The sequence below is a fragment of the Streptomyces sp. NPDC001480 genome (assembly GCF_042894725.1).
Taxonomy (GTDB): Bacteria; Actinomycetota; Actinomycetes; order Streptomycetales; family Streptomycetaceae; genus Streptomyces.
This window is the reverse complement of the sequence record NZ_JBIAVX010000003.1, coordinates 90,649-109,891: the sequence shown is the minus strand read 5'-3', so window position 1 is coordinate 109,891 and position 19,243 is coordinate 90,649. Positions and strand designations below refer to the sequence as shown.

17 protein-coding genes are annotated in these 19,243 nt (G+C 70.3%); 8 read left to right on the top strand and 9 right to left on the bottom strand.

Annotated elements, in window-relative coordinates; genetic code table 11:
• Positions 1-32: 32 nt before the first annotated feature.
• Positions 33-830 carry an HAD family acid phosphatase gene (locus ACFY01_RS07765; protein WP_390734782.1) on the top strand — a complete coding sequence of 266 codons (798 nt, stop codon included), beginning with the start codon at positions 33-35 and terminating at the stop codon, positions 828-830.
• On the opposite strand, the gene ACFY01_RS07760 is transcribed toward ACFY01_RS07765, so the two are convergent.
• On the bottom strand, positions 827-3,034 hold the full coding sequence (locus tag ACFY01_RS07760; RefSeq protein ID WP_390734781.1) for a family 43 glycosylhydrolase: 2,208 nt from the start codon (positions 3,032-3,034) through the stop codon (positions 827-829). The genes ACFY01_RS07765 and ACFY01_RS07760 overlap by 4 nt on opposite strands.
• 198 nt (positions 3,035-3,232) lie before the next feature.
• On the opposite strand from ACFY01_RS07760, the gene ACFY01_RS07755 reads away from it, so the two are divergent.
• Complete coding sequence (locus tag ACFY01_RS07755; RefSeq protein ID WP_390734780.1) at positions 3,233-4,387, top strand: right-handed parallel beta-helix repeat-containing protein; 1,155 nt, start codon at positions 3,233-3,235, stop codon at positions 4,385-4,387.
• Between the two features lie 7 nt (positions 4,388-4,394).
• Here the strand turns inward: ACFY01_RS07755 and ACFY01_RS07750 are convergent, their stop codons facing one another.
• From ACFY01_RS07750 to ACFY01_RS07730, 5 genes are all read right to left on the bottom strand, one after another.
• A complete protein-coding gene (locus ACFY01_RS07750) occupies positions 4,395-5,672 on the bottom strand; it encodes a serine/threonine-protein kinase (protein ID WP_390734779.1) in 1,278 nt (425 codons plus the stop codon).
• Between the two features lie 40 nt (positions 5,673-5,712).
• Positions 5,713-7,626, bottom strand: a complete 1,914-nt coding sequence (locus ACFY01_RS07745; RefSeq protein ID WP_390734778.1) for a tetratricopeptide repeat protein — start codon at positions 7,624-7,626, stop codon at positions 5,713-5,715.
• Positions 7,627-7,628: 2 nt separating this feature from the next.
• Positions 7,629-8,069: a hypothetical protein gene (locus tag ACFY01_RS07740; protein ID WP_390734777.1), complete on the bottom strand. Its 441-nt coding sequence runs from the start codon at positions 8,067-8,069 to the stop codon at positions 7,629-7,631.
• Positions 8,070-8,347: 278 nt separating this feature from the next.
• Complete coding sequence (locus tag ACFY01_RS07735; RefSeq protein WP_390734776.1) at positions 8,348-9,208, bottom strand: hypothetical protein; 861 nt, start codon at positions 9,206-9,208, stop codon at positions 8,348-8,350.
• Positions 9,205-9,771 carry a SigE family RNA polymerase sigma factor gene (locus ACFY01_RS07730; protein WP_390734775.1) on the bottom strand — a complete coding sequence of 189 codons (567 nt, stop codon included), beginning with the start codon at positions 9,769-9,771 and terminating at the stop codon, positions 9,205-9,207. The genes ACFY01_RS07735 and ACFY01_RS07730 overlap by 4 nt, the downstream gene beginning before the upstream one ends.
• A gap of 256 nt (positions 9,772-10,027) precedes the next feature.
• Between ACFY01_RS07730 and ACFY01_RS07725 the strand changes: the two genes are divergently transcribed.
• The gene (locus ACFY01_RS07725) at positions 10,028-11,479 is read left to right on the top strand and encodes an NCS2 family permease (protein WP_390734774.1); all 1,452 of its coding nucleotides are present in this window, start codon (positions 10,028-10,030) and stop codon (positions 11,477-11,479) included.
• 24 nt (positions 11,480-11,503) lie between these two features.
• On the opposite strand, the gene ACFY01_RS07720 is transcribed toward ACFY01_RS07725, so the two are convergent.
• The 3 genes from ACFY01_RS07720 to ACFY01_RS07710 form a co-directional block, all read right to left on the bottom strand.
• Positions 11,504-12,961: a peptidoglycan D,D-transpeptidase FtsI family protein gene (locus ACFY01_RS07720; protein ID WP_390734773.1), complete on the bottom strand. Its 1,458-nt coding sequence runs from the start codon at positions 12,959-12,961 to the stop codon at positions 11,504-11,506.
• A 132-nt stretch (positions 12,962-13,093) separates the two neighbouring features.
• Positions 13,094-13,564 (bottom strand): GNAT family N-acetyltransferase, encoded by a 471-nt coding sequence (locus ACFY01_RS07715; RefSeq protein WP_390734772.1) that lies wholly within the window; start codon positions 13,562-13,564, stop codon positions 13,094-13,096.
• Between the two features lie 2 nt (positions 13,565-13,566).
• Complete coding sequence (locus tag ACFY01_RS07710; RefSeq protein ID WP_390734771.1) at positions 13,567-14,340, bottom strand: IclR family transcriptional regulator; 774 nt, start codon at positions 14,338-14,340, stop codon at positions 13,567-13,569.
• A 139-nt stretch (positions 14,341-14,479) separates the two neighbouring features.
• On the opposite strand from ACFY01_RS07710, the gene ACFY01_RS07705 reads away from it, so the two are divergent.
• The 5 genes from ACFY01_RS07705 to ACFY01_RS07685 all read left to right on the top strand — a co-directional run bounded on the left by ACFY01_RS07705 (position 14,480) and on the right by ACFY01_RS07685 (position 19,133).
• Positions 14,480-16,009 (top strand): aldehyde dehydrogenase (NADP(+)), encoded by a 1,530-nt coding sequence (locus tag ACFY01_RS07705; RefSeq protein ID WP_390734770.1) that lies wholly within the window; start codon positions 14,480-14,482, stop codon positions 16,007-16,009.
• Positions 16,010-16,017: 8 nt separating this feature from the next.
• Complete coding sequence (locus ACFY01_RS07700; protein ID WP_390734769.1) at positions 16,018-16,626, top strand: DUF1349 domain-containing protein; 609 nt, start codon at positions 16,018-16,020, stop codon at positions 16,624-16,626.
• A 44-nt stretch (positions 16,627-16,670) separates the two neighbouring features.
• Positions 16,671-17,180 carry a GNAT family N-acetyltransferase gene (locus ACFY01_RS07695; RefSeq protein WP_390734768.1) on the top strand — a complete coding sequence of 170 codons (510 nt, stop codon included), beginning with the start codon at positions 16,671-16,673 and terminating at the stop codon, positions 17,178-17,180.
• 74 nt (positions 17,181-17,254) lie between these two features.
• The gene (locus ACFY01_RS07690) at positions 17,255-17,974 is read left to right on the top strand and encodes a DsbA family oxidoreductase (RefSeq protein ID WP_390734767.1); all 720 of its coding nucleotides are present in this window, start codon (positions 17,255-17,257) and stop codon (positions 17,972-17,974) included.
• Positions 17,975-18,071: 97 nt separating this feature from the next.
• Positions 18,072-19,133 carry an aminotransferase class V-fold PLP-dependent enzyme gene (locus ACFY01_RS07685; RefSeq protein ID WP_390734766.1) on the top strand — a complete coding sequence of 354 codons (1,062 nt, stop codon included), beginning with the start codon at positions 18,072-18,074 and terminating at the stop codon, positions 19,131-19,133.
• Positions 19,134-19,243: the final 110 nt, after the last annotated feature.

Here is a 19,243-nt window from a genome sequence, read left to right as displayed (position 1 = left end):
CTCGGACGGGTGACGCGCGTAGAAAACCTGTCATGCATAAGCCACTTCGGATCGCGGCCCTCACGGCCGCCTGTGCCCTCGCCGGTGGTGCCCTGTACGGCGCCGGTGCGGCCACCGCCGGTCAGTCCACGGCGAACTCCACGCACGAGCCCTACAACATCGGGCAACTGGTGAAGGACATCGACACCTACTACGGGACCACCGCCGACGCAGGCGGCGTCTACCAGGCGTCCCCGGACAGCCCGTACGCCAAGGACCTGGCGCGCCTCGACTCCGACGCCGAGCGGTACATCGACAGGGCGGCGCGCAAGGCGCAGCGCAAGCACGAGAAGCCCGCGGTCGTCTTCGACATCGACGACACGCTGCTGCTCAGCCTCGACTACGAGAAGCGCTACAACTACACCTACAACTCGACCACCTGGGGCGACTACGTGAACCGGGCCGACCGCCCGGCCGTCTTCGGCAGCCCTGAGCTGGTGCGGTACGCCGAGTCCAAGGGCGTCGAGGTCTTCTACAACTCGGGTCTGAGCGAGGCGCAGCGCACCGCCGCCGTCGATAACCTGAAGAAGGTCGGCGCCGATGTGAACCTCGACGCCGACCACATGTTCCTCAAGGACAAGGCGAACCCGCCGGCCTACCTGAGCGCCTGCGCCACCCCGGGCACCTGGAACTGCACCACGGTCCAGTACAAGTCCGGCACCCGTAAGCACATCGAGGACGACCTCGGGTACGAGATCATCGCCAACTTCGGTGACCAGTACTCGGACCTCGACGGCGGCCACGCCGACCGCACGTACAAGATCCCGAACCCGACGTACTTCGTCAGCTAGTCCGCGTGCGCGGCCCGCACGGGGCTGATCGACTCCAGGGTCGGCACGACCGGTTCGATCGTCCCGTCGGCCGCGAACCGCATGCGGTCGACCGTCGTCTCCCGGTGCGTACCGTCACCGCCCGCCCTGCCGGGGCCGTTCAGCGCGAACCGGTGGTAGACGATGTACCAGTCGTCCGTGCCAGGCACGTTCACCACGGAGTGGTGGCCGGTGGCGAGGATGCCGTACTCGGGACGCTTGGACAGGATCGTCCCCCGCTTGGTCCACGGGCCGAGCGGGGACGGTCCCGTCGCGTAGGCCACGTGGTAGTTCTCGCTGCGGGTGTCGTCCTCGGACCACATGAAGTAGTACGTGCCGTTCCGCTTGATCACGAAGGATCCCTCACGGAAGTCGTCCGTGGTGATGTCCTTCACCTTCGACGGGTCGTACGACGTCATGTCGTCGTTCAGCGGGGCCACGTACGCGTGCCCGTTGCCCCAGTACAGGTACGCCTGGCCGTCGTCGTCCGTGAACACGGCCGGGTCGATCATCTGACCGGCCAGCTTCCCCTTGGCGACCAGGGGTTTGCCGAGCGCGTCCCTGAACGGCCCGGCGGGGGAGTCGGCGACCGCCACACCTATCTGCTGCTCCGCGCAGAAGTAGAAGTAGTACTTTCCGTTCCGCTCGGTGATCGCGGGCGCCCAGGCGTTCTTGTCCGCCCAGGAGACGTCGGGGCCGAGGTCCAGGATCACGCCGTGGTCCTTCCAGTGGACCAGGTCCTTCGACGAGTAGGCCTTGAAGCTGGTGCCGCTCCAGCCCTGGAAGCCGTCGGTGGTCGGATAGATCCAGTACTCGCCGTTCAGGTAGTGGACGTCCGGGTCCGCGTTCAGGCCGGGCAGGATCGGACTCCGGGTGCGTACGGCCTCGACCGTCCAGGTGCGACTCGTGCCGTCCGCCGCCGTCACCGTGTACGTCTGCGGCTTGCGGAAGTCGCGGTGCTTGCCGGACTTCGGGCTGATCCTGGCGCCCTCACCCACCCACAACTGGGGCGCCAGCCGGGACAGATCGGCGTCCGGCTCCATCGGGAGCACGACCTTCGACGCCGACTCGGTGACGATCGCGTACCCCTTCTGGCCCTTCGCCGTCGCGTCCACCACGGAGGTGGCCGAGTTGGGGTACGCGGCCAGCAGGCGGTCGTACTCCGCCTGCGTCACCGGCATCACCGTGCCGTGCCGGGGGCTCGCCGGGAGCTGGTAGTCCTTGGACATCGTCCACTTGCCCGAGTCGAGGTCGGTGGTCTCGAAGGGGACGTAGCCGCGCAGACCGTACTCGTCGATGAACAGGTACCACTTCTTCTCGGTGTTCGACTTGAACACCGTCGGTCCCTCGCCGCGCTCGATGGAGCCGCTGCCGATGCAGTCGGAGACGAAGTCGTACTTTGTGCTCGTCAGGCTGGTCGACTTCTCGCCGGTGATGAACTTCGAGCAGGGCGAGCTGGAGGAGGGGTCCCGCTCGTCCTTGGTGTAGCGGTAGTAGGTGTCCTTGTACTTGACCACCGTGGAGTCGATGACCGAGTAGCCGGGGTCGTCCCAGACCTTGGGCGCGCTGAAGGTGCGGAAGTCCTTCGTCGTCGCGTACAGCATCTTGTTGTACGTCGATCCGGTGTGGTCGGGGTCGTCGTCGGCGTACAGCTTCGACGCCCAGAAGACGACGTACTCGCCGAGCGAGTCGTCCCAGTAGGCCTCCGGCGCCCAGGTGTTGCCCGCGTTGTCGGGGGCGACCTTCACCAGGCGCTGGTCGGTCCAGTGCACCAGGTCGGTGGACTCCCAGATCATGATGGACTTGCTGCCGTGCCGCTGGACGTGGTCCCAGCTGCCGCTGCTGTTGTTGTACATCCTGAGGTCGGTGGCGATCAGATAGAACTTGTCGCCCTTGGGGGAGCGGATGACGAACGGGTCGCGCAGGCCCTTCTCACCGATGGTCGAGGTCAGGACCGGCTTCCCGGCGTTCAGCTCGCGCCAGTGCAGCGGGTCGTCGCCCCGGCTGAGGGCGTAGCGGATCTGCTCGCCGTCGGCGGTGCCCTCGCCGGTGAAGTAGGCGAAGAGGTAACCGGCGTACTTGGGGTGTTTCACGGGTGGGGCTCCAGAGTGCGCGGTGCCGGGCGGGGCGGCGAACAGCGTGAGCAGTAGGGCGAGACAGGCGAGGAGCGCGGCTCTTGGGCGCATGGGCAATCCTGTCGGAGATTGGGGGTTTCTGTTGGGTGTTGCGCCCTCGGAGTGTCACCAGTGGGGAAAGGCACGTCAATCGATGAGAGCGGGATGAGAACCGCCGAAACTTTCGCTCGTTTTCGTTCGGCCCGGCAACCCGCTCCGGCGGCGGTGGCGACTGGTGTCCGTAGCATCCCCCTAGGAAAGGAACATCCCGTGCGCCAGAGCACCGGACGCCACCGCAGGACGCGCACCCTCTCGATCGCCGCGACGGTGGCCGTCGCAGCGGGGGCCGGCGGCGTCTACCTCGGCCTGTCGAACGGCGGTGCCCAGGCCGCCACGACGACGGTCACCGTGGCCGGCACCGCCCAGCTGGAGTCGGCCGTGAAGAACGCGGCGGCCGGCACCGTCATCCAGGTGCGCGGGGGCACGTACTACCCGACGGCCACCCTCAAGTCCACCGCGAGCGGCACCGCTTCGAACCGGATCACGCTCCAGGCCTACGGCAGCGAGAAGGTGAGGATCGACGGGTCCAAGCTGCCCGCCGGCTCCTGGCTCGCCGGGATCTACGGCAGCCACTGGACCGTCCAGAACCTCACCTTCCAGCACTCCCCGGCCCAGGGCTTCGTCGTCACCTCCTCCACCGGCGGCGTCTTCAAGAACCTGGTCACCGCCGACAACGGCGACTCCGGCTTCACCCTGCGCGGCGACAACACCGTGGACAACCTCGTCCAGAACCTCGACAGCTACGGCAACTACGACGCCGCCGGGCACGGCCAGAACGCCGACGGCATCGCGATCAAGTTCGGCTCCGGCACCGGCAACAAGGTCACCGGCGCCCGCCTGTACAACAACTCGGACGACGGCCTCGACCTCTGGCAGTTCTCCTCGCCGGTCACCATCGAGCACTCCTGGGCCTTCGGCAACGGCAAGAACCGCTGGAACGACTCGGCCTTCGAGGGCAACGGCAACGGCTTCAAGCTGGGCGGCGGGGGCGTCGCGGTCGGGCACGTCGTCAACAGCAACGCGGCCTGGGACAACACCCTCAACGGCTTCACCGAGAACTCCAACACCGGCGCCATCGTGCTGGGCCGCAACACCGCGTACGCCAACACCGAGGCCGGCTTCTACTTCGCCACCGGCAAGGCCCGCCTCGCCCGCAACCTCGCCGTGGGCAACAAGGGCGGCCTGGACAAGCTGGGGTCCGCCACCGTCTCCGCCGCCAACAACTGGGACAGCGGCGTCAGCACCCCCGCCTTCAGGTCGACCGACGCGACCACGGCGTACGGCGCCCGCAAGTCGGACGGCTCGCTGCCCGCGACGACCTTCCTCACCACGGGCTCGACGACCATCGGCTCGCCCATGAACTAGCGCGGCACTAGCGGGCGCCCGGACCGCCCTTGAACCAGCGTCGCCAGCTGCGGCGAACGGTCAGCGGCAGTGGCGGTGTGTCGGCGGAGACGGGCCCCACGCTGGTCCACAGCGCCGCCTCGTTGAACGGGTCCGGGTCGGGAACGTGGCCGTCCGGGTGGTACGGAGGACCGTCACGCGGCGGTCCTCCGCCTCCCGGAGGCGGTGTCGCGGCATCCCCGGGCCCCTGCCGTGCGGCTCTCGAATCCCACACCTGGACCTCGGTGGTGTCCCACCGCTTCGGCTCTCCCCCCGCCGGGGAGCCGGCAGGTGCGTCCGCCCCGGTGTCCTCGCCGAGGGGTACCGCGCCGCTCGTCCGGGCACCGACGCCCAGGGAGCGGTTCTCGTCCCACTGGCGGACCAGACCCGCACGGTCCGAGGTCTCCCCCTCGATCTCCTGAGGCAGCCACTTCCCGTGCGCCAGAAGACGCGATGCCTCTTCCCGCTCCCGCTCGGGAAGCGCCCGCAGCAGTTCGCCGACCTGAGGACGGTCGCCGGGTTCCTTCGCCAGACAGCCACGCACGAGGGCGGCGATCTCACCCGACAGCCCGTCAAGGTCGGGCGGTTGGTGCACGATGCGGTAGAGCATGGCCTGAGCCTGGCCGGTGCCGAAGGGGACGGTCCCCGAGGCGGCGAAGGCCATGACGCAGCCCAGGGCGAAGACGTCACTCGCGGGTCCCGCACCGCGTCCCAGTACCTGCTCGGGAGACATGTAGCTGGGAGTGCCGAGTACGGTGCCCGAGACGGTGAGCGTACTCGTGTCCGCGAGCGTCGAGATGCCGAAGTCGATCACTCGGGGGCCGCTCGGGGCGAGCAGGACGTTCGACGGCTTCAGGTCACGGTGGACGACACCGGCCGAGTGGATCGACTGCAGAGCTCCCAGCAGCCCCAGCCACAGGGCGAGCAGGGTGGTTCTGGGCAGGGGACCGAACGCGGCGACGGCTTCCGCCAGGGACGGGCCCGGGACGTACTCGGTGGCGATCCAGACCTGGGCGGCATCCACGTCGGAGTCCAGGACGGCCGCGCTGAAACGCCCGCTGACCCTGCGGGCGGCACTCAGCTCCCGAGCGAACCTCTTGCGGAAGTCCGGCTCGTGCGAGAGCTCCGCACGCAGCAGTTTGATCGCGGACAGCTCGCCTGTCACCGAACGCCCCAGGTACACCTTGCCCATACCACCCGCGCCCAGGCGCGCCAGGACCTGATAAGCCCCGACCCGCCGGGGGTCTTCCGCCGTCAGCCCTTCCACGTCGTCGTACCCTTCCGGCCGCCTGCTGCCCGGTCGCCCTTCACCGGCCCCTGCTCCCGGTCCCGTAGAAGATCTGCTTTCTCAACCTCCGGTCCGCCTTGCTCCGCCACATGGCGAGAAGGGCACGGTTCGCCGCGCTCTCCTCATCACTCGGTCCCAGAACCCGTCCGATCTCGGGCAGGACGGCGGTGAACTGGCGCACGGCCTCGCCCACCTCACCCTGTACGCCGGTCCAGTGGGCCAGCCGCGCACGGCTGACCAGCGTGGCACGGTCGTCGGGGCCCAGTACCCAGGCAAGGTCGGGCAACAGCCTGGTGAGAAGACGCACGGCCTCCGCGGGATCGCCGGCCTCTCCCACCCAGTGGGCCAGCTGACCGCGTGCCAGCAGGGTCTCACGGTCGTCGGGTCCCAGTACCCGTTCCAGGTCGGGCACCACAGCCGCCAGCATCCGGTGCGCCCTGCGCCGTCGGCCGACGGCTCCCGACCACTGGGCCATCCGCGTACGGGCGACCAGCGTGTGACGGTCGTCCGGGCCCAGGGCCCAGCACAGGTCCGGCACCAGCCGGGTGAGCAGTCGGACGGCTTCCCCGGCTCCACCGGCCCGGCCCGTCCACTGCGCCTGGTTGATCCGTCCGATGAAGGTTTCGAGATCGTTCGTGCCCAGCACCCGGGACAGGTCGGGTACGAGGTCACCGGTGAGCCGGGCCGCCATCGCCGCGTCTCCCGCCTCACCGGTCCAGCGGGCGAGCCGGCCACGGCCGATCAGGGTCTCGCGGTCGTCGGGCCCGAGGATCCGAGTGAGGTCGGCGACCACGGAGGTCGAGAGGCGAAGCGCGTCCCGAGGCGCGCCCGACTCACCGATCCAGTGGGCGACCTGGCTGCGGCCGACCAGGGTTGCGCGGTGTCCCGGCCCCAGCACACGTGTCATGTCATCGACGACGGCACGGGACAGTCTCAGCGCCTCCCTCGCGTCTCCCTCATGGCCGGTCCAGTAGGCGAGGTTGATACGCCCGACCAGGGTCGCCGGGTCGTCCGGGCCCAGAGTCCGGGTGAGGTCGGGCAGCACCTCGTGCAGCAGCCGGACGGCCTCCCCCGGGCTTCCTTCCACCCCCCTTCGACGGCCGAGATCCGTGCGTGCCACGAGGACGTCGCGGGGGCCCGGAGGACCGCCCGGTCCGGCCGGCGCCGGCGCACCACGCCGGGTGCGCCGGCGCGGGCGGGCCAGGACCAGGAACTCGGTGGTGTCGGTGCCGCATTGCTGCGGCTCGGGAAAGCCATGGGCCGGCAGGCTCTGCTTCAGGTGCCTGAAGAGGGCACCCAGGGTGACTTCGGCCTCTGACATGCCCGGAATGCCGTCGCGCAGGGCCAGCAGCATCGCGCCGGTGAACGCCGTGTGCCGGTCGCGCTCGTTGAACCGGGCCGGTTCGTTGGCGGCCGCGGACGTGAGCGTGTAGGTGCCGGCTATCTCCATCCGGTCGGTGATCGGCTCGTGCACGCCGGAGAGACCGCCCCTGATGGCGCGGCCGGAGAAGCAACAGTCGAGAACGAGCACCCGGTTGCGTGCCCGGGTCGCCAGGAAGGCCTCGCGGACGCCTTGGAACGGGAACGCGGTGAACGAGGGCGCCTCGGCGACGCACTGGGTCAGCCCGAGGTACAACTCGCGGCGTTCGAGGCCGATCAGACCGTGACCGGTGTAATAGACGAGGAAGAGGTCCTGGGCCTCCCGGGCGGCTTCCAGCAGCGGCAGGCCCAGCTCCAGAGGCGTGGCCGGATCCTCCACGACACGGGTGCTCTCCGGTGAGAAGACGGCGGAACGTCCCTCGGTGAGCAGCCTCCACAGATCGCGGAGGTTGTTGTGGACAGCGGGAACCGCCGGCAGTTGCGGGTCCTGTGCGTACGTGGCCGTGCCGACGAGAACGGCACGCGAGCCCGCCCGGTCCGGTGGCCGGGACATGGTCAGTCCGCCCGGGCCGCGGTGCCGTCCCCAGCGGGCGCACTGCCGTCCGTGCCGGAGAGAGAGGCAGTGCCACCGGTGCCGTGGCCGTCGTCGGCGTGCAGCGCCATCCGCAGCAGTCCTTCGACCTCAGCGGCGTTCTTCGCGTGTTGGACCGTCAGCTCCGTACGCGTTCCGTCCGGGGCGACCACCTTCACCCTGACGGTGCTGCGGCGAGGCTGTCTCAGGTACACCGCAAGGGCCTTGGCGAGAGCGGTCAGGACACCACCGGCGCCGACCGCGACCACCAACGTCTCGCTCAATACGCCGAGTTCACCCGGTCGAGGTGCGGATGGGGGAGTGCGCACCCGCCCACGCAGCGCCGCTTCGTCGTTGAGCCAGTCCCGGAGGTCCTCGAGCGCTCCTGGCTCGTCAGAAGCCTCTACCCCAAGTCGGGATTCCATGGCCGCCCCCTCCGCCGCAGGCCTGTCGGTGGGCCCGTCGGCGCACCCCGTGTGTCGTGCCCCACATCGCCAGTGTGCCACTGTCCGCTCCCTGACCGGAGGGTGCGCCGGTAATCCAGCAGAACGCCCCGCCGGTCGTCACCGGCGGGGCGTTCGCGTGGCCGGTCGAGGGGGGCTCGGACCAGCCGTACCGGCCGAGGGGGGCTCAGGCCGACACTTGTATTGACGCTGAAAACGAACACATGGTTGTCGAACGCGTGATTGTTTTCTTGGGCCGGTCAGGAGTCGCCGTCGCCCGAGTCCTGCGCCGCGAAGTCGCCCTTCACCGCGTACCGGGCGTCGCCCGCGGCGCCCGTGACGGTGTAGGTGTCGTCCTTCGCGTCCCGGCCGCCGCGCTCGTGGTTGTACTGCCCGGCGAAGACCCACTCGCCCGCGGGGACCGTGCGGCCCTCCTTGAGCACCCATGTGTAGACCAGGAAGCCGTTCGTCTCCTCGACGGTCTGGGTGAAGTCGCCCTCCGGCAGGGATCGCCAGGCGCCCGCCGTCGACACGCCGCCCGTCTGCGCCACCTTCAACCGCACGGTCAGCGCGCTCAGTTGCTTCGACGTCTTCAGGGTGATGTTGCTCTGCGCCCAGAAGTCGTTGCTGTGCGGGTCGACCGAGCCGTCCGACCACAGCGGGCCGTCCTGCGTACCTTCGGCGGCCGGCGCCTTCGGGGTGGCCGAAGCCTTCGGGGGCGTCGGCGTGGGGGACGGACCGGCCTGGCGGGAAGGGCGCGTGGCGCCGCCGGAGCCGGCCGTCGGGGCCGCCGAGTGGACCGGTGGCCGCATCGTCGCGTCCGGCGAGGGCGTGGGCGTCGGCGAGACCGCGACCGTCTGCCGGGCCGGGGTGTCGTCGTTCTTCACCGCGGAGGCCACCGCGTACCCGCCGACCGCGAGGACACCGGCCACCGCGGCCGTGGCGCTCACCACCCGGAACCAGCCGAACACCGGCGGGCGCGTCGCCCGGTGGTCCGAGCGGCCCTGCGCGGCCATGCCGCGCTCGACCCGGGCCAGGATCCGGGCGCGGTCCGGTTCGTGCTCCTCGGCCGCCTCGTGCAGCCGGGCGCGCAGCTCGTCGTGCACGTCCTGCTGCCTCATCCGTTCCTACCTCCGGTCTCGCCGCCGCGCGCCATCGCCGCGTGCACCTTCTGCGGAGCGCGCTCGGTGCCGAGCAACCGCTGCAGTTCGGCCATTCCCTTCGACGTCTGGCTCTTAACCGTACCCACCGACACCCCCAGGGCCAGCGCGGTGTCCTTCTCCGACAGGTCGAACGCGTGCCGCAGCACCACGCACGCCCGCTTGCGGAACGGCAGCCTGCGCAGCGCCTCCTGCACGTCCACCACGCCGGCCACGTCAGGGTTCTCGGTCTTTTCCTCGCGGTGCGACCAGAACAGCGAGATCCGGCGGCGCTCGCGCACCGCGCTGCGGATGCGGGTACGGGCGAGGTTGGCGACGACACCCCGGGCGTAGGCCACCGGGTGGTCGGCCGCGCGCACCCGGTCCCAGCGGTGCCACAGCGCGAGCAGCGCGTCCGCGGCCAGGTCGTCGGCGGCGTCCGCCTCGCCGGTCAGGAGATGGGCGAGACGGGAGAGTTCGGCGTAGTGCCGTTCGAAGAAGGCATGGAACTCCACGGAGGCGGCGTCGTCGACGACTGTGCCCACGGGCGACCTCTCTGTGTCATGTGACTATGCGTGACACTGTGCGTGTCATGTGAATGACATGTGCTCGTCCGGGGGCGGCCCGGACGAGATCCGGAAGCGTAGCAGTGATCAACCGCTTGGTTTGTACGAGGGTTCGAACGACGTGCGGGTGGCCGAGTCCGATTCCGTAACACGGAGAAAACCTGAAACCGGTTCAACGAGGGAACAATCCAGCCAGCATCCGCAGACCGATCATGAGGCGACAAGGAGCAACACCATGTCCGAGACGCAGAAGGTGGCCGACCGGCCAAGTGCCGCGCCCCCCGCGGCGAACGGCGTCGACCGGTACTTCAGAATCTCCGAACGCGGATCGACGTTCGGCAGAGAGATACGCGGCGGCCTGGCCACCTTCTTCACGATGGCCTACATCCTTGTCCTGAACCCGATCATCCTGGGCAGCGCCAAGGACAAGTTCGGCCACACCCTCGACGCCGGCCAACTGGCCACCGCCACCGCCCTGGTGGCCTGTGTGATGACGATCATCATGGGCGTCGGCGGCAACCTCCCGCTCGCCATCGCCGCCGGCCTCGGCCTCAACGCTGTCGTCGCCTTCCAGCTCGCCCCGCTGATGAGCTGGTCCGACGCGATGGGACTCGTCGTCCTCGAAGGCGTCCTGATCTGCGTCCTGGTGCTCACCGGGCTCCGCGAGGCGATCATGAACGCCATCCCGCAGCAGCTCAAGCAGGCGATCGGGGTCGGCATCGGCCTGTTCATCGCCTTCATCGGCTTCGTCGACGCCGGGTTCGTCAGCCGCATCCCCGACGCCGCGAACACCACGGTGCCCGTGCAGCTGGGCGCCGTCGGCCGGCTCACCGGCTGGCCGGTCCTGGTGTTCTGTCTCGGCGTACTGCTCACCATCGCCCTGCTCGCCCGCAAGGTGAAGGGCGCCATCCTGATCAGCATCGTCAGCATGACGGTCGTCGCGATCGTCATCAACGCCGTCGCCGACATCAAGAGCTGGGGCCTGACCACCCCCAAGGTCCCCGACAAGATCGTGGCCGCCCCCGATTTCGGGCTCGTCGGTCACTTCAGCGTGTTCGGCGGCTTCGCCAAGGCCGGGGTGCTCACCGCCGTCCTGCTCGTCTTCACCCTGATCCTGTCCGACTTCTTCGACGCCATGGGCACCATCGTCGGCATCAGCGCGGAGGCCGGACTCCTCGACGACAAGGGCCAGGTGCCCGGCATCGGCCGCGTCCTGTTCATCGACGGCGCCGCCGCCGTCGCCGGCGGACTCGGGTCCGCCTCCTCCAACACCGCCTACATCGAGTCCGCGGCCGGCGTCGGCGAGGGCGCCCGCACCGGCTTCGCCAACCTGGTCACCGGCGGTCTGTTCGGCCTCGCGCTCTTCCTCACCCCGCTGCTCACCATCGTCCCGCTCCAGGCCGCCGCACCGGCCCTGATCGCGGTCGGCTTCCTGATGATGACCCACGTCAAGCACATCGACTGGGACAAGTACGAGATCGCCATCCCGGCCTTCCTCACCATCGCCGCGATGCCGTTCACCTACTCCATCACCGACGGCATCGGCGCCGGCTTCCTGGCCTACGTCGTCATCAAGTCGGCGCTGGGCAAGGCGAAGGAGGTCAACTGGCTGCTGTGGGCGGTGTCGGCGCTGTTCCTGGTGTACTTCGCGATCGACCCGGTGGAGCAGATCCTGGGCGTGAAGTAGCGCGCCGAGGCGTGCGGCAGCACGTCAACTCCGCAGCGCGGCCCGCATCATCGCCTTGGCCACCGGCGCGGCCAGGCCGTTGCCGCTCACCTCGGAGCGGGCCGCGTCCGACTGCTCCACCATCACCGCGACGGCGACCTCCTTGCCGCTGGAGTCGGACCTGCCGAACGAGGTGAACCAGGCGTACGGCGTCTTGCTGTTGTTCTCGCCGTGCTGGGCGGTACCGGTCTTGCCGCCCACGGTCACACCGGGGATCTTCGCGTTCGTACCGGTGCCGTCCTCGACCACCGTCCGCATCGCCGACTGGAGCTGCTCGGCGGTCGAGGAGCTGACGATCTCCTTGCTGTCCGCGCTGTCGTCGTAGTCCTTCAGTACATCGCCGCCGCCGTCGGTGATCTGCGAGACCATGTGCGGCGAGACCAGCTTGCCGCCGTTGGCTATCGCCGCCGACACCATGGCCATCTGCAGCGGTGTGGCGGTGACGTCGAACTGGCCGATGCCGGACAGCCCCGTCTGCGCCTTGTCCATGTCCGAGGGATACACGCTGGCGTACGCCCGCACCGGAACGTCGAGCTGGTCGTCGTCGAAGCCGAACTTCTCGGCCATCGCCCTCACCTTGTCCTGGCCGAGGTCGACGGCCATCTTCCCGAAGACGTTGTTGCAGGAGTACTGGAGGGCGACGCGGATCGGGGCGTTCTTGCAGGGTGCGGAGGGGTTCTCGTTGGAGAGGGGCCGGGTGGTGCCCGGCAGGGTGTACGGGTCCGGGCTGGCGGTGTGCTCGTCCACGTCCTTGTACAGCCCGTCCTCCAGCGCGGCCGCCGCGACGACCAGCTTGAACGTCGAGCCCGGCGGCAGCGGCTGGCGCAGTGCCCGGTTGGTCAGCGGCTTGTCCGGATCGGCGTTGAGCCGCTTCCAGGCGGTGCCCGCGGTGTTGGCGTCGGTCAGCGTGGACGGGTCGTACGACGGCGTGGACACCACCGCGAGGATCTTGCCGGTCTTCGGGTCGATCGCGACCGCGGCGCCCTTGTTGCCGCCCAGCGCGCTGTACGCCGCCTTCTGCACGTCCGGGTCGATCGTGGTGACCACGTCGCCCGGGTCGGCGCGCTTGCCGGTGACCGTGTCCATGACGGTCTTGAGCCGGGTGTCCGTGCCGTTCAGCAGATCCTGGTAGATGCCTTCGAGCTGGGTCGGCGCATACGCCTGCGAGGCGTAGCCCGTCACCGCCGCGTACAGCTTGCCGTCCTTGTACGTGCGCTTGTACGCGAGGTCGCCGCCCTTCGTGCGCGCCGAGCCGGTGATCGACTCGCCCGCCACGACGATGTTCCCGAGCGGCTCCGCGTACGTCCGAATGACGTTGCGCCGGTTGTCCTTGTCGTCCGCGAGGGCCGTGCCGTCGTAGAACTGCACCCATGTCGCCCTGAGCAGCAGGGCGAGCACGAGCAGCAGTGTGAAGACGGACGCCCGCCTGATCGTCTTGTTCATCCCGTCATGAGGACGAGCGGGATGCGGCAATCGTTCCGCTCCGCCGGGTTTCTCATCGGGCTTTCATGAGCACCGGGCTTTCGTGAGCATCGGGCGTCATGTGAGCATCGGGCGTCATGAGAGCGAAAGCCTTCACGAGAGCAGCAGCACGACCTCCTCGATCTCCGCGCCGCGGGCGTTCGCGTATCCCCGGGCCCGTACGCTCTCCCGGAACCCGCACTTGCGCAGCACCCTGAGCGACCCGGCGTTGTCCGCCGCCGCACGCGCGTACAGCGGGCGTTCCGGCACCTCGGCGAGCAGTCCCCGCAGGGCGGCCGTGGCCAGGCCGCGCCCCCAGTACGCGCGATCGATCCAGTACGCCACCTCGCGCTCGCCCGGCTGCCCGTACACCATCGCGTTCCCCACCACCTCCCCGTCCGCCAGGACGGTGCGCGCGATCCCGTCGGCCGAGGAGCGGAACTTCTCCCAGTGGGCGTCGAAGGAGTCGTGGTCGGCCGGGTTCTCGGGGGTGAAGGCGGCCATCCACACCGCCTCGGGGTCGTTCATCTGCCGGTAGAACACCGGCAGATCGCTGTCGAGGACCTCGCGGAGCACGACCTCCATGCTCACAGCCTACGGGTGGCGAGGGTCAGCCGGTCACGGGCGTCGAACAGGGCGTCCTTGATCATCTGTTCATGCGCGGGCGTCAGCCGGGCCACCGGCACCGAGCAGCTGATCGCGTCGCGGGCCGGGGTGCGGTAGGGGATCGCCACGCCGAAGCAGCGCAGGCCCAGCGTGTTCTCCTCGCGGTCGACGGCGAAGCCCTGCTCCCGGACCTGGCGCAGCTCCTCGATGAGCTTCTCCCGGTCGGTGATCGTGTGCTCGGTCAGCGCCGGCAGCGTCTCCGGCAGCAGCTTGCGCACCTGCTCGTCGGTGTGCGTGGCCAGCAGCGCCTTGCCCAGCGAGGTCGAGTGCGCGGGCAGCCGGCGGCCGACCCGGGTGAAGGGGCGCAGATAGTGCTGCGACTGGCGGGTGGCCAGGTACACCACGTTCGTGCCGTCCAGCCGGGCCAGGTGGATGGTCTCCGTGGTGTCGTCGGAGAGCCGGTCCAGCGTCGGCCGGGCCGCCGCGACCACCTCGTCGCCGTCGATGTACGACGTACCGACGAGCAGCGCCCGCACCCCGATGCCGTACCGCGTGCCCGTCGCGTCCGTCTCCACCCAGCCCAGCTCCACCAGCGTGCGGAGCAGCATGTAGAGGCTGGACTTGGGATACCCGACGGCCTCCTGGACCGCCGCGAGGGAGTGCATACCGGGCCGGCCGGCGAAGTACTCGAGCAGTTCCACGGTCCGTACCGCGGACTTGACCTGCGCCCCGCCGTTTGTCTCGCCTGCCGACATCGCCGTTGACCCCTTCGTTCGACGAGGACCTGAAGATATAGTCTCCAACAGCATATTCATCATCAGAGACGGTGTTCAGTATATCGAACGCCACTGGTCGATGGCGTACATACTGCGGCACTACATGGAGGGACCCGCGGTGGCAGCAGCACCAGTCTGGAGTGTCGACCCGCGCACCGGGAAGCAGCGTGAACAGGTTGCGGTGGAGGCCACAGCCGAAGAGGTCGACGCCGAGGTGAAGGCGGCGCAGGCCGCGCGCGGCGCCCTCGCCGACCGCACGGTCCGCTCCGCGTTCCTGCGCGCCGCCGCCGACGGCCTCCAGGCGGCCAAGGACTGGCTGGTCGAGACCGCCGACGCCGAGACCGCGCTCGGCCCGGTCCGGCTGACCGGCGAACTCGCCCGCACCTGCTACCAGCTGCGGGCCTTCGCGGACGTCGTCGACGAGGGCGCCTTCCTCGACGTCATCGTCAACCACCCCGACGACACCGCGACCCCGCCGATCCCGGACCTGCGCCGCTACAAGGTGCCCCTGGGCGTCGTCGCCGTCTACTCGGCGTCGAACTTCCCCTTCGCCTTCTCGGTCGCCGGCGGCGACACCGCCAGCGCGCTGGCCGCCGGCTGCCCGGTCGTCGTCAAGGCACACCCCGACCACCCGGCCCTGTCCGAGCTGGTCGCCAAGGTGCTGCGCCGGGCCGCCGCCGAGCACGGCATCCCCGAGGGTGTGGTCGGCCTGGTCCACGGCTTCGAGGCGGGCGTCGAGCTGATCAAGCACCCGCTGGTCGCCGCCGCCGGCTTCACCGGTTCCGTCCGCGGCGGACGCGCCCTCTTCGACGCGGCGGCCGCCCGGCCGGTCCCGATCCCCTTCCACGGTGAGCTGGGCTCGCTCAACCCGGTCGTCGTCACCGAGGCCGCCGCCGCCGAGCGGGCGGACGCCATCGGCGCCGGTCTCGCCGGGTCGATGACCCTCGGGGTCGGCCAGTTCTGCGTCAAGCCGGGCCTGGTCCTGGTGCCGTCCGGCGCGGCGGGCGACGGCCTGCTCAAGTCGCTCACCGACGCCGTCAGCGACACCGACGCCGGCGTCCTCCTCGACCACCGCATGCGGGACAACTTCCTCGCCGGCGTCGCCGAGCGCGCCGGACTCCCCGACGTGGAGTCCCCCGTGACCCCCGGCGCGGGCGGCGAGCACACGGTCAGCGCGGGCTTCCTGACGGTACCGGCGAGCAAGCTGGCCGAGGCGGGCGCGTACGACCTGCTCCTCGAAGAGTGTTTCGGGCCGGTCACGGTGGTCGTCCGGTACGACGACGAGGGCGAGGCGACGGCCGTCCTGTCCCGGCTGCCCGGCAACCTCACCGCGACCGTCCACCTGTCCGAGGAGGAGGCGGCGGGCGAGGGCCGCGGCGCGGAACTCCTGGCCGAGCTGACGCCGCTGGCGGGACGCGTGCTGGTCAACGGCTGGCCGACGGGCGTGGCGGTCGCCCCCGCCCAGCACCACGGAGGGCCGTACCCGGCCACCACCTCCACCTCGACCTCCGTGGGCGGCACGGCGATCGAGCGGTGGCTGCGGCCGGTCACCTACCAGAACGCACCCGAGGCGCTGCTGCCGAAGGAACTGCGGGACGACAACCCGCTGGGACTGCCCCGGCGGTTCAACGGCGCTCTGGAGCGGTAGCACCGGACATGGACGTGGAACTTCCCGAACTCCCCTTCGCGCTGCGCACCTACGGCCCCGACGGCAACTGGTCCTACGAGGACGGTGTGCTCACCGGGTGGGCCGGGCCCCGGCAGGACCGGTTCGTGCCGCCCACCGGGGAGGCGCTGGAGCCCGCCGCCGACGCGCCCCGGCTGCTGGGCTCGCCCGAGGGCGACTTCCAGCTGATCGCACGGGTCACCGTCGGGTTCGCCGCCGCCTTCGACGCGGGCGTGCTCTACGTCCACGTCGGCGAGCGGGCCTGGGCCAAGCTGTGCCTGGAGTACTCCCCGGACGTGCCCACCGTCTGCACGGTGGTCACCCGGGGGCACTCCGACGACGCCAACTCCTTCACCGTGGACGGCAGTTCCGTCTGGCTGCGGATCAGCCGCACCGGCCGGGCCTTCGCCTTCCACGCCTCCCGGGACGGCGAGCGCTGGACCTTCGTCCGGTTCTTCACGCTGGGCGAGGAGAAGGAGACCGACGCCGCGCTCATCGGCTTCATGACCCAGTCGCCGATGGGCGAGGGCTGCGTGGTGACGTACGACCACATCGAGTTCCGGGACGGCTGGCCGGACGACCTGCGGGACGGAAGCTGAGCGGTCCCGGAACCGCGGTCGCCCCGGGGCACGTCCTGAGCTGCATGATCGAAGCGCATCGGAACACCGGCCCCCTGGTGATCAGGACCGCCCTGCCCGCGGAGGCCGAGGCCGTCGCCGGGCTGCACGTGCGGGCCAGGTCGACGTACTACCCGGACGGCCTGCCGGAGGACGGCTTCGACTGGGCGGCCCGGTGGCGTGAGGCCATCGGGCGGCCCGACGGGCAGGTGCTGTGCGCGGTGCGGAACGGCGGGCTGGTGGGCATCGCCTCCTTCCGCACCCCCGAGGACACACCCGCCGACACCGTCAAGCTGTTCCAGTTCCACGTCGACCCCGGCCACTGGCGCACGGGCATCGGCGCGGCCCTGCACTCAGCCTGCGTCGAGCAGTGGCAGGCCGACGGCAGGCGGAGCGCGGTCCTCGACGTCCACGTGGACAACGCCCGCGCCCAGGCCTTCTACGCCCGCCAGGGCTGGGTACCGGACCCGGAGAACCCGCCCGCCGAGGGCGACCACCACCTGTTCCTGCGGTACGCGGTGCGGCCCGGGGAATGAAACACGCTGCTTGAACGTTCACGTACCCGGGCGGGGAGAGCCTCCGCACCGGTACGACCTGGAGAGCCGTGAACATGCGCGTCGAGATCTGGACGGACATCGCCTGTCCCTGGTGCTACGTGGGCAAGGCCCGCTTCGACAAGGCGCTCGCGGCCTTCCCGCACCGCGACCAGGTCGAGGTGGTGCACCGCTCCTTCGAGCTGGACCCGTACCGCGCCAAGGGCGACGTCCAGCCCGTGATCACCATGCTCACCCGGAAGTACGGCATGAGCGAGGCGCAGGCCGAGGCCGGCGAGGACAACCTGGGCGCGCAGGCCGCCGCCGAGGGGCTGGACTACCGCACCCGGGGCCGTGACCACGGCAACACCTTCGACATGCACCGCCTGCTGCACTTCGCCAAGGAGCAGGGCAGGCAGGACGAGCTGATCCAGATCCTGTACCGGGCGAACTTCGCCGAGGAGCGGTCGCTCTTCACCGAGGGCGACGAGCGGCTGGTCGCGCTGGCCGTCGAGGCCGGACTGGACGCCGACGCCGTCCGCACGGTGCTCGCCGACCCGGGCGCGTACGCCGACGAGGTGCGTGCCGACGAGCGTGAGGCGGAACAGCTCGGCGCGAGCGGCGTGCCGTTCTTCGTCCTCGACCGCAAGTACGGCGTCTCCGGTGCGCAGCCCGCCGAGGTCTTCACCGAGGCGCTCAGCCAGGCGTGGGGCGAGCGGCAGCCGCTGCGGCTCATCGACTCGGGTGACGCCGAGGCGTGCGGTCCCGACGGGTGCGCGGTGCCGCAGCAGGGCTGAAGAACCGCAGGTCAGGGCGTACGTATAAGCGCCGCTTAGCGGAGTTGCGCAAAAATTCGCAATGGACGGGGACTTCGTCGGGCCGCACAGTGGAGCCATGGAGACCTCCGAGACCTTCGAGAGCCTCGTCCGCGCCGAATTCGCCCCCAAGAGCACCTATCTCAACACCGCGAGCAACAGCCTGCTACCGGCCCGCACCGTCGCCGCCCTGCACGAGGCGGCGATGACGCGGGCCGAGGGCCGGCCGCTGGGCCCGCTGTACGAGGACGTGGAGGCCTGCCGGGCCGGGTACGCCCGGCTCGCCGGCGTCCCGGCCGACCGGGTGGCGGTGGGCGCCTCCGTCGCCGCACACTCCGGTGTGATCGCCGCCTCGCTGCCCGCGGGCGCCGAAGTGCTCACGGCCGAGGACGACTTCACCTCGGTGCTGAACCCGTTCCACGTCCGTGGCGACCTCAAGGTCCGCACGGTCCCGCTGGAGCGGATCGCCGAGTCGGTCCGCCCGGACACCGCGCTCGTCGCGGTCAGCGCCGCCCAGTCCGCCGACGGGCGGATCGCCGACCTGGCCGCTGTGCGCGAGGCCGCCCGGGCCCACGGCGCGCGGACCTACGTCGACTTCTCCCAGGCGGCCGGCTGGCTGCCGATGGACGCCGACGCCTACGACTTCTCCGCCTCCGTGTCCTTCAAGTGGCTGCTCGGCCCGCACGGCGCGGCCTTCCTCGTGGTCCCGGAGGACTTCGGCGGGCTGACGCCGGTGCTCGCGGGCTGGGTCGCGGGGGAGCGGCCGTGGGACAGCTGCTACGGCCCGGTGTCCGAACTCGCCCACTCCGCGCGGCGGTTCGACCTCACCCACGCCCTGTTCACCTGTGCGGGACTGCGCCGCTCCCTCGACCTGATCGAGGAGCTCGGCGTGACCGCCGTCCGCGAACACGACCTGGCGCTCGCCGACCGCTTCCGGACCGGCCTGGCGTCCCTCGGCCACGAGCCCGTCCCCGCCCCCGGCTCCGCGATCGTCTCGGTCCCCGGCCTCGGCGACCGCCAGCCGGACCTGAGCCACGCGGGCATCGAGGTCTCCAACCGCGCCGGCAACCTGCGCGCGTCCTTCCACGTCTACAACACCCCCGCGGAAGTGGACCACCTGCTGAACGCCCTGACGCCCTGACGCGACCGGGCCGGGGCCTCCCGTCCGACACGAGGAGGCTCCGGCCCGGTGGTCAGGGGTTACTTCACCGGGGTGAAGTCCCTGGCGCCGATGCTGTGTTTTCCGGGGGG

Bases quoted from the DNA above. Each gene is read 5' to 3' on its own strand.
- ACFY01_RS07765 (WP_390734782.1), top strand. From the start codon at position 33: ATGCATAAGCCACTTCGGATCGCGGCCCTCACGGCCGCCTGTGCCCTC.
- ACFY01_RS07760 (WP_390734781.1), bottom strand. From the start codon at position 3,034: ATGCGCCCAAGAGCCGCGCTCCTCGCCTGTCTCGCCCTACTGCTCACG.
- ACFY01_RS07745 (WP_390734778.1), bottom strand. From the start codon at position 7,626: ATGTCCCGGCCACCGGACCGGGCGGGCTCGCGTGCCGTTCTCGTCGGC.
- ACFY01_RS07740 (WP_390734777.1), bottom strand. From the start codon at position 8,069: ATGGAATCCCGACTTGGGGTAGAGGCTTCTGACGAGCCAGGAGCGCTC.
- ACFY01_RS07735 (WP_390734776.1), bottom strand. From the start codon at position 9,208: ATGAGGCAGCAGGACGTGCACGACGAGCTGCGCGCCCGGCTGCACGAG.
- ACFY01_RS07725 (WP_390734774.1), top strand. From the start codon at position 10,028: ATGTCCGAGACGCAGAAGGTGGCCGACCGGCCAAGTGCCGCGCCCCCC.
- ACFY01_RS07720 (WP_390734773.1), bottom strand. From the start codon at position 12,961: ATGAACAAGACGATCAGGCGGGCGTCCGTCTTCACACTGCTGCTCGTG.
- ACFY01_RS07715 (WP_390734772.1), bottom strand. From the start codon at position 13,564: ATGGAGGTCGTGCTCCGCGAGGTCCTCGACAGCGATCTGCCGGTGTTC.
- ACFY01_RS07710 (WP_390734771.1), bottom strand. From the start codon at position 14,340: ATGTCGGCAGGCGAGACAAACGGCGGGGCGCAGGTCAAGTCCGCGGTA.
- ACFY01_RS07700 (WP_390734769.1), top strand. From the start codon at position 16,018: ATGGACGTGGAACTTCCCGAACTCCCCTTCGCGCTGCGCACCTACGGC.
- ACFY01_RS07695 (WP_390734768.1), top strand. From the start codon at position 16,671: ATGATCGAAGCGCATCGGAACACCGGCCCCCTGGTGATCAGGACCGCC.
- ACFY01_RS07690 (WP_390734767.1), top strand. From the start codon at position 17,255: ATGCGCGTCGAGATCTGGACGGACATCGCCTGTCCCTGGTGCTACGTG.
- ACFY01_RS07685 (WP_390734766.1), top strand. From the start codon at position 18,072: ATGGAGACCTCCGAGACCTTCGAGAGCCTCGTCCGCGCCGAATTCGCC.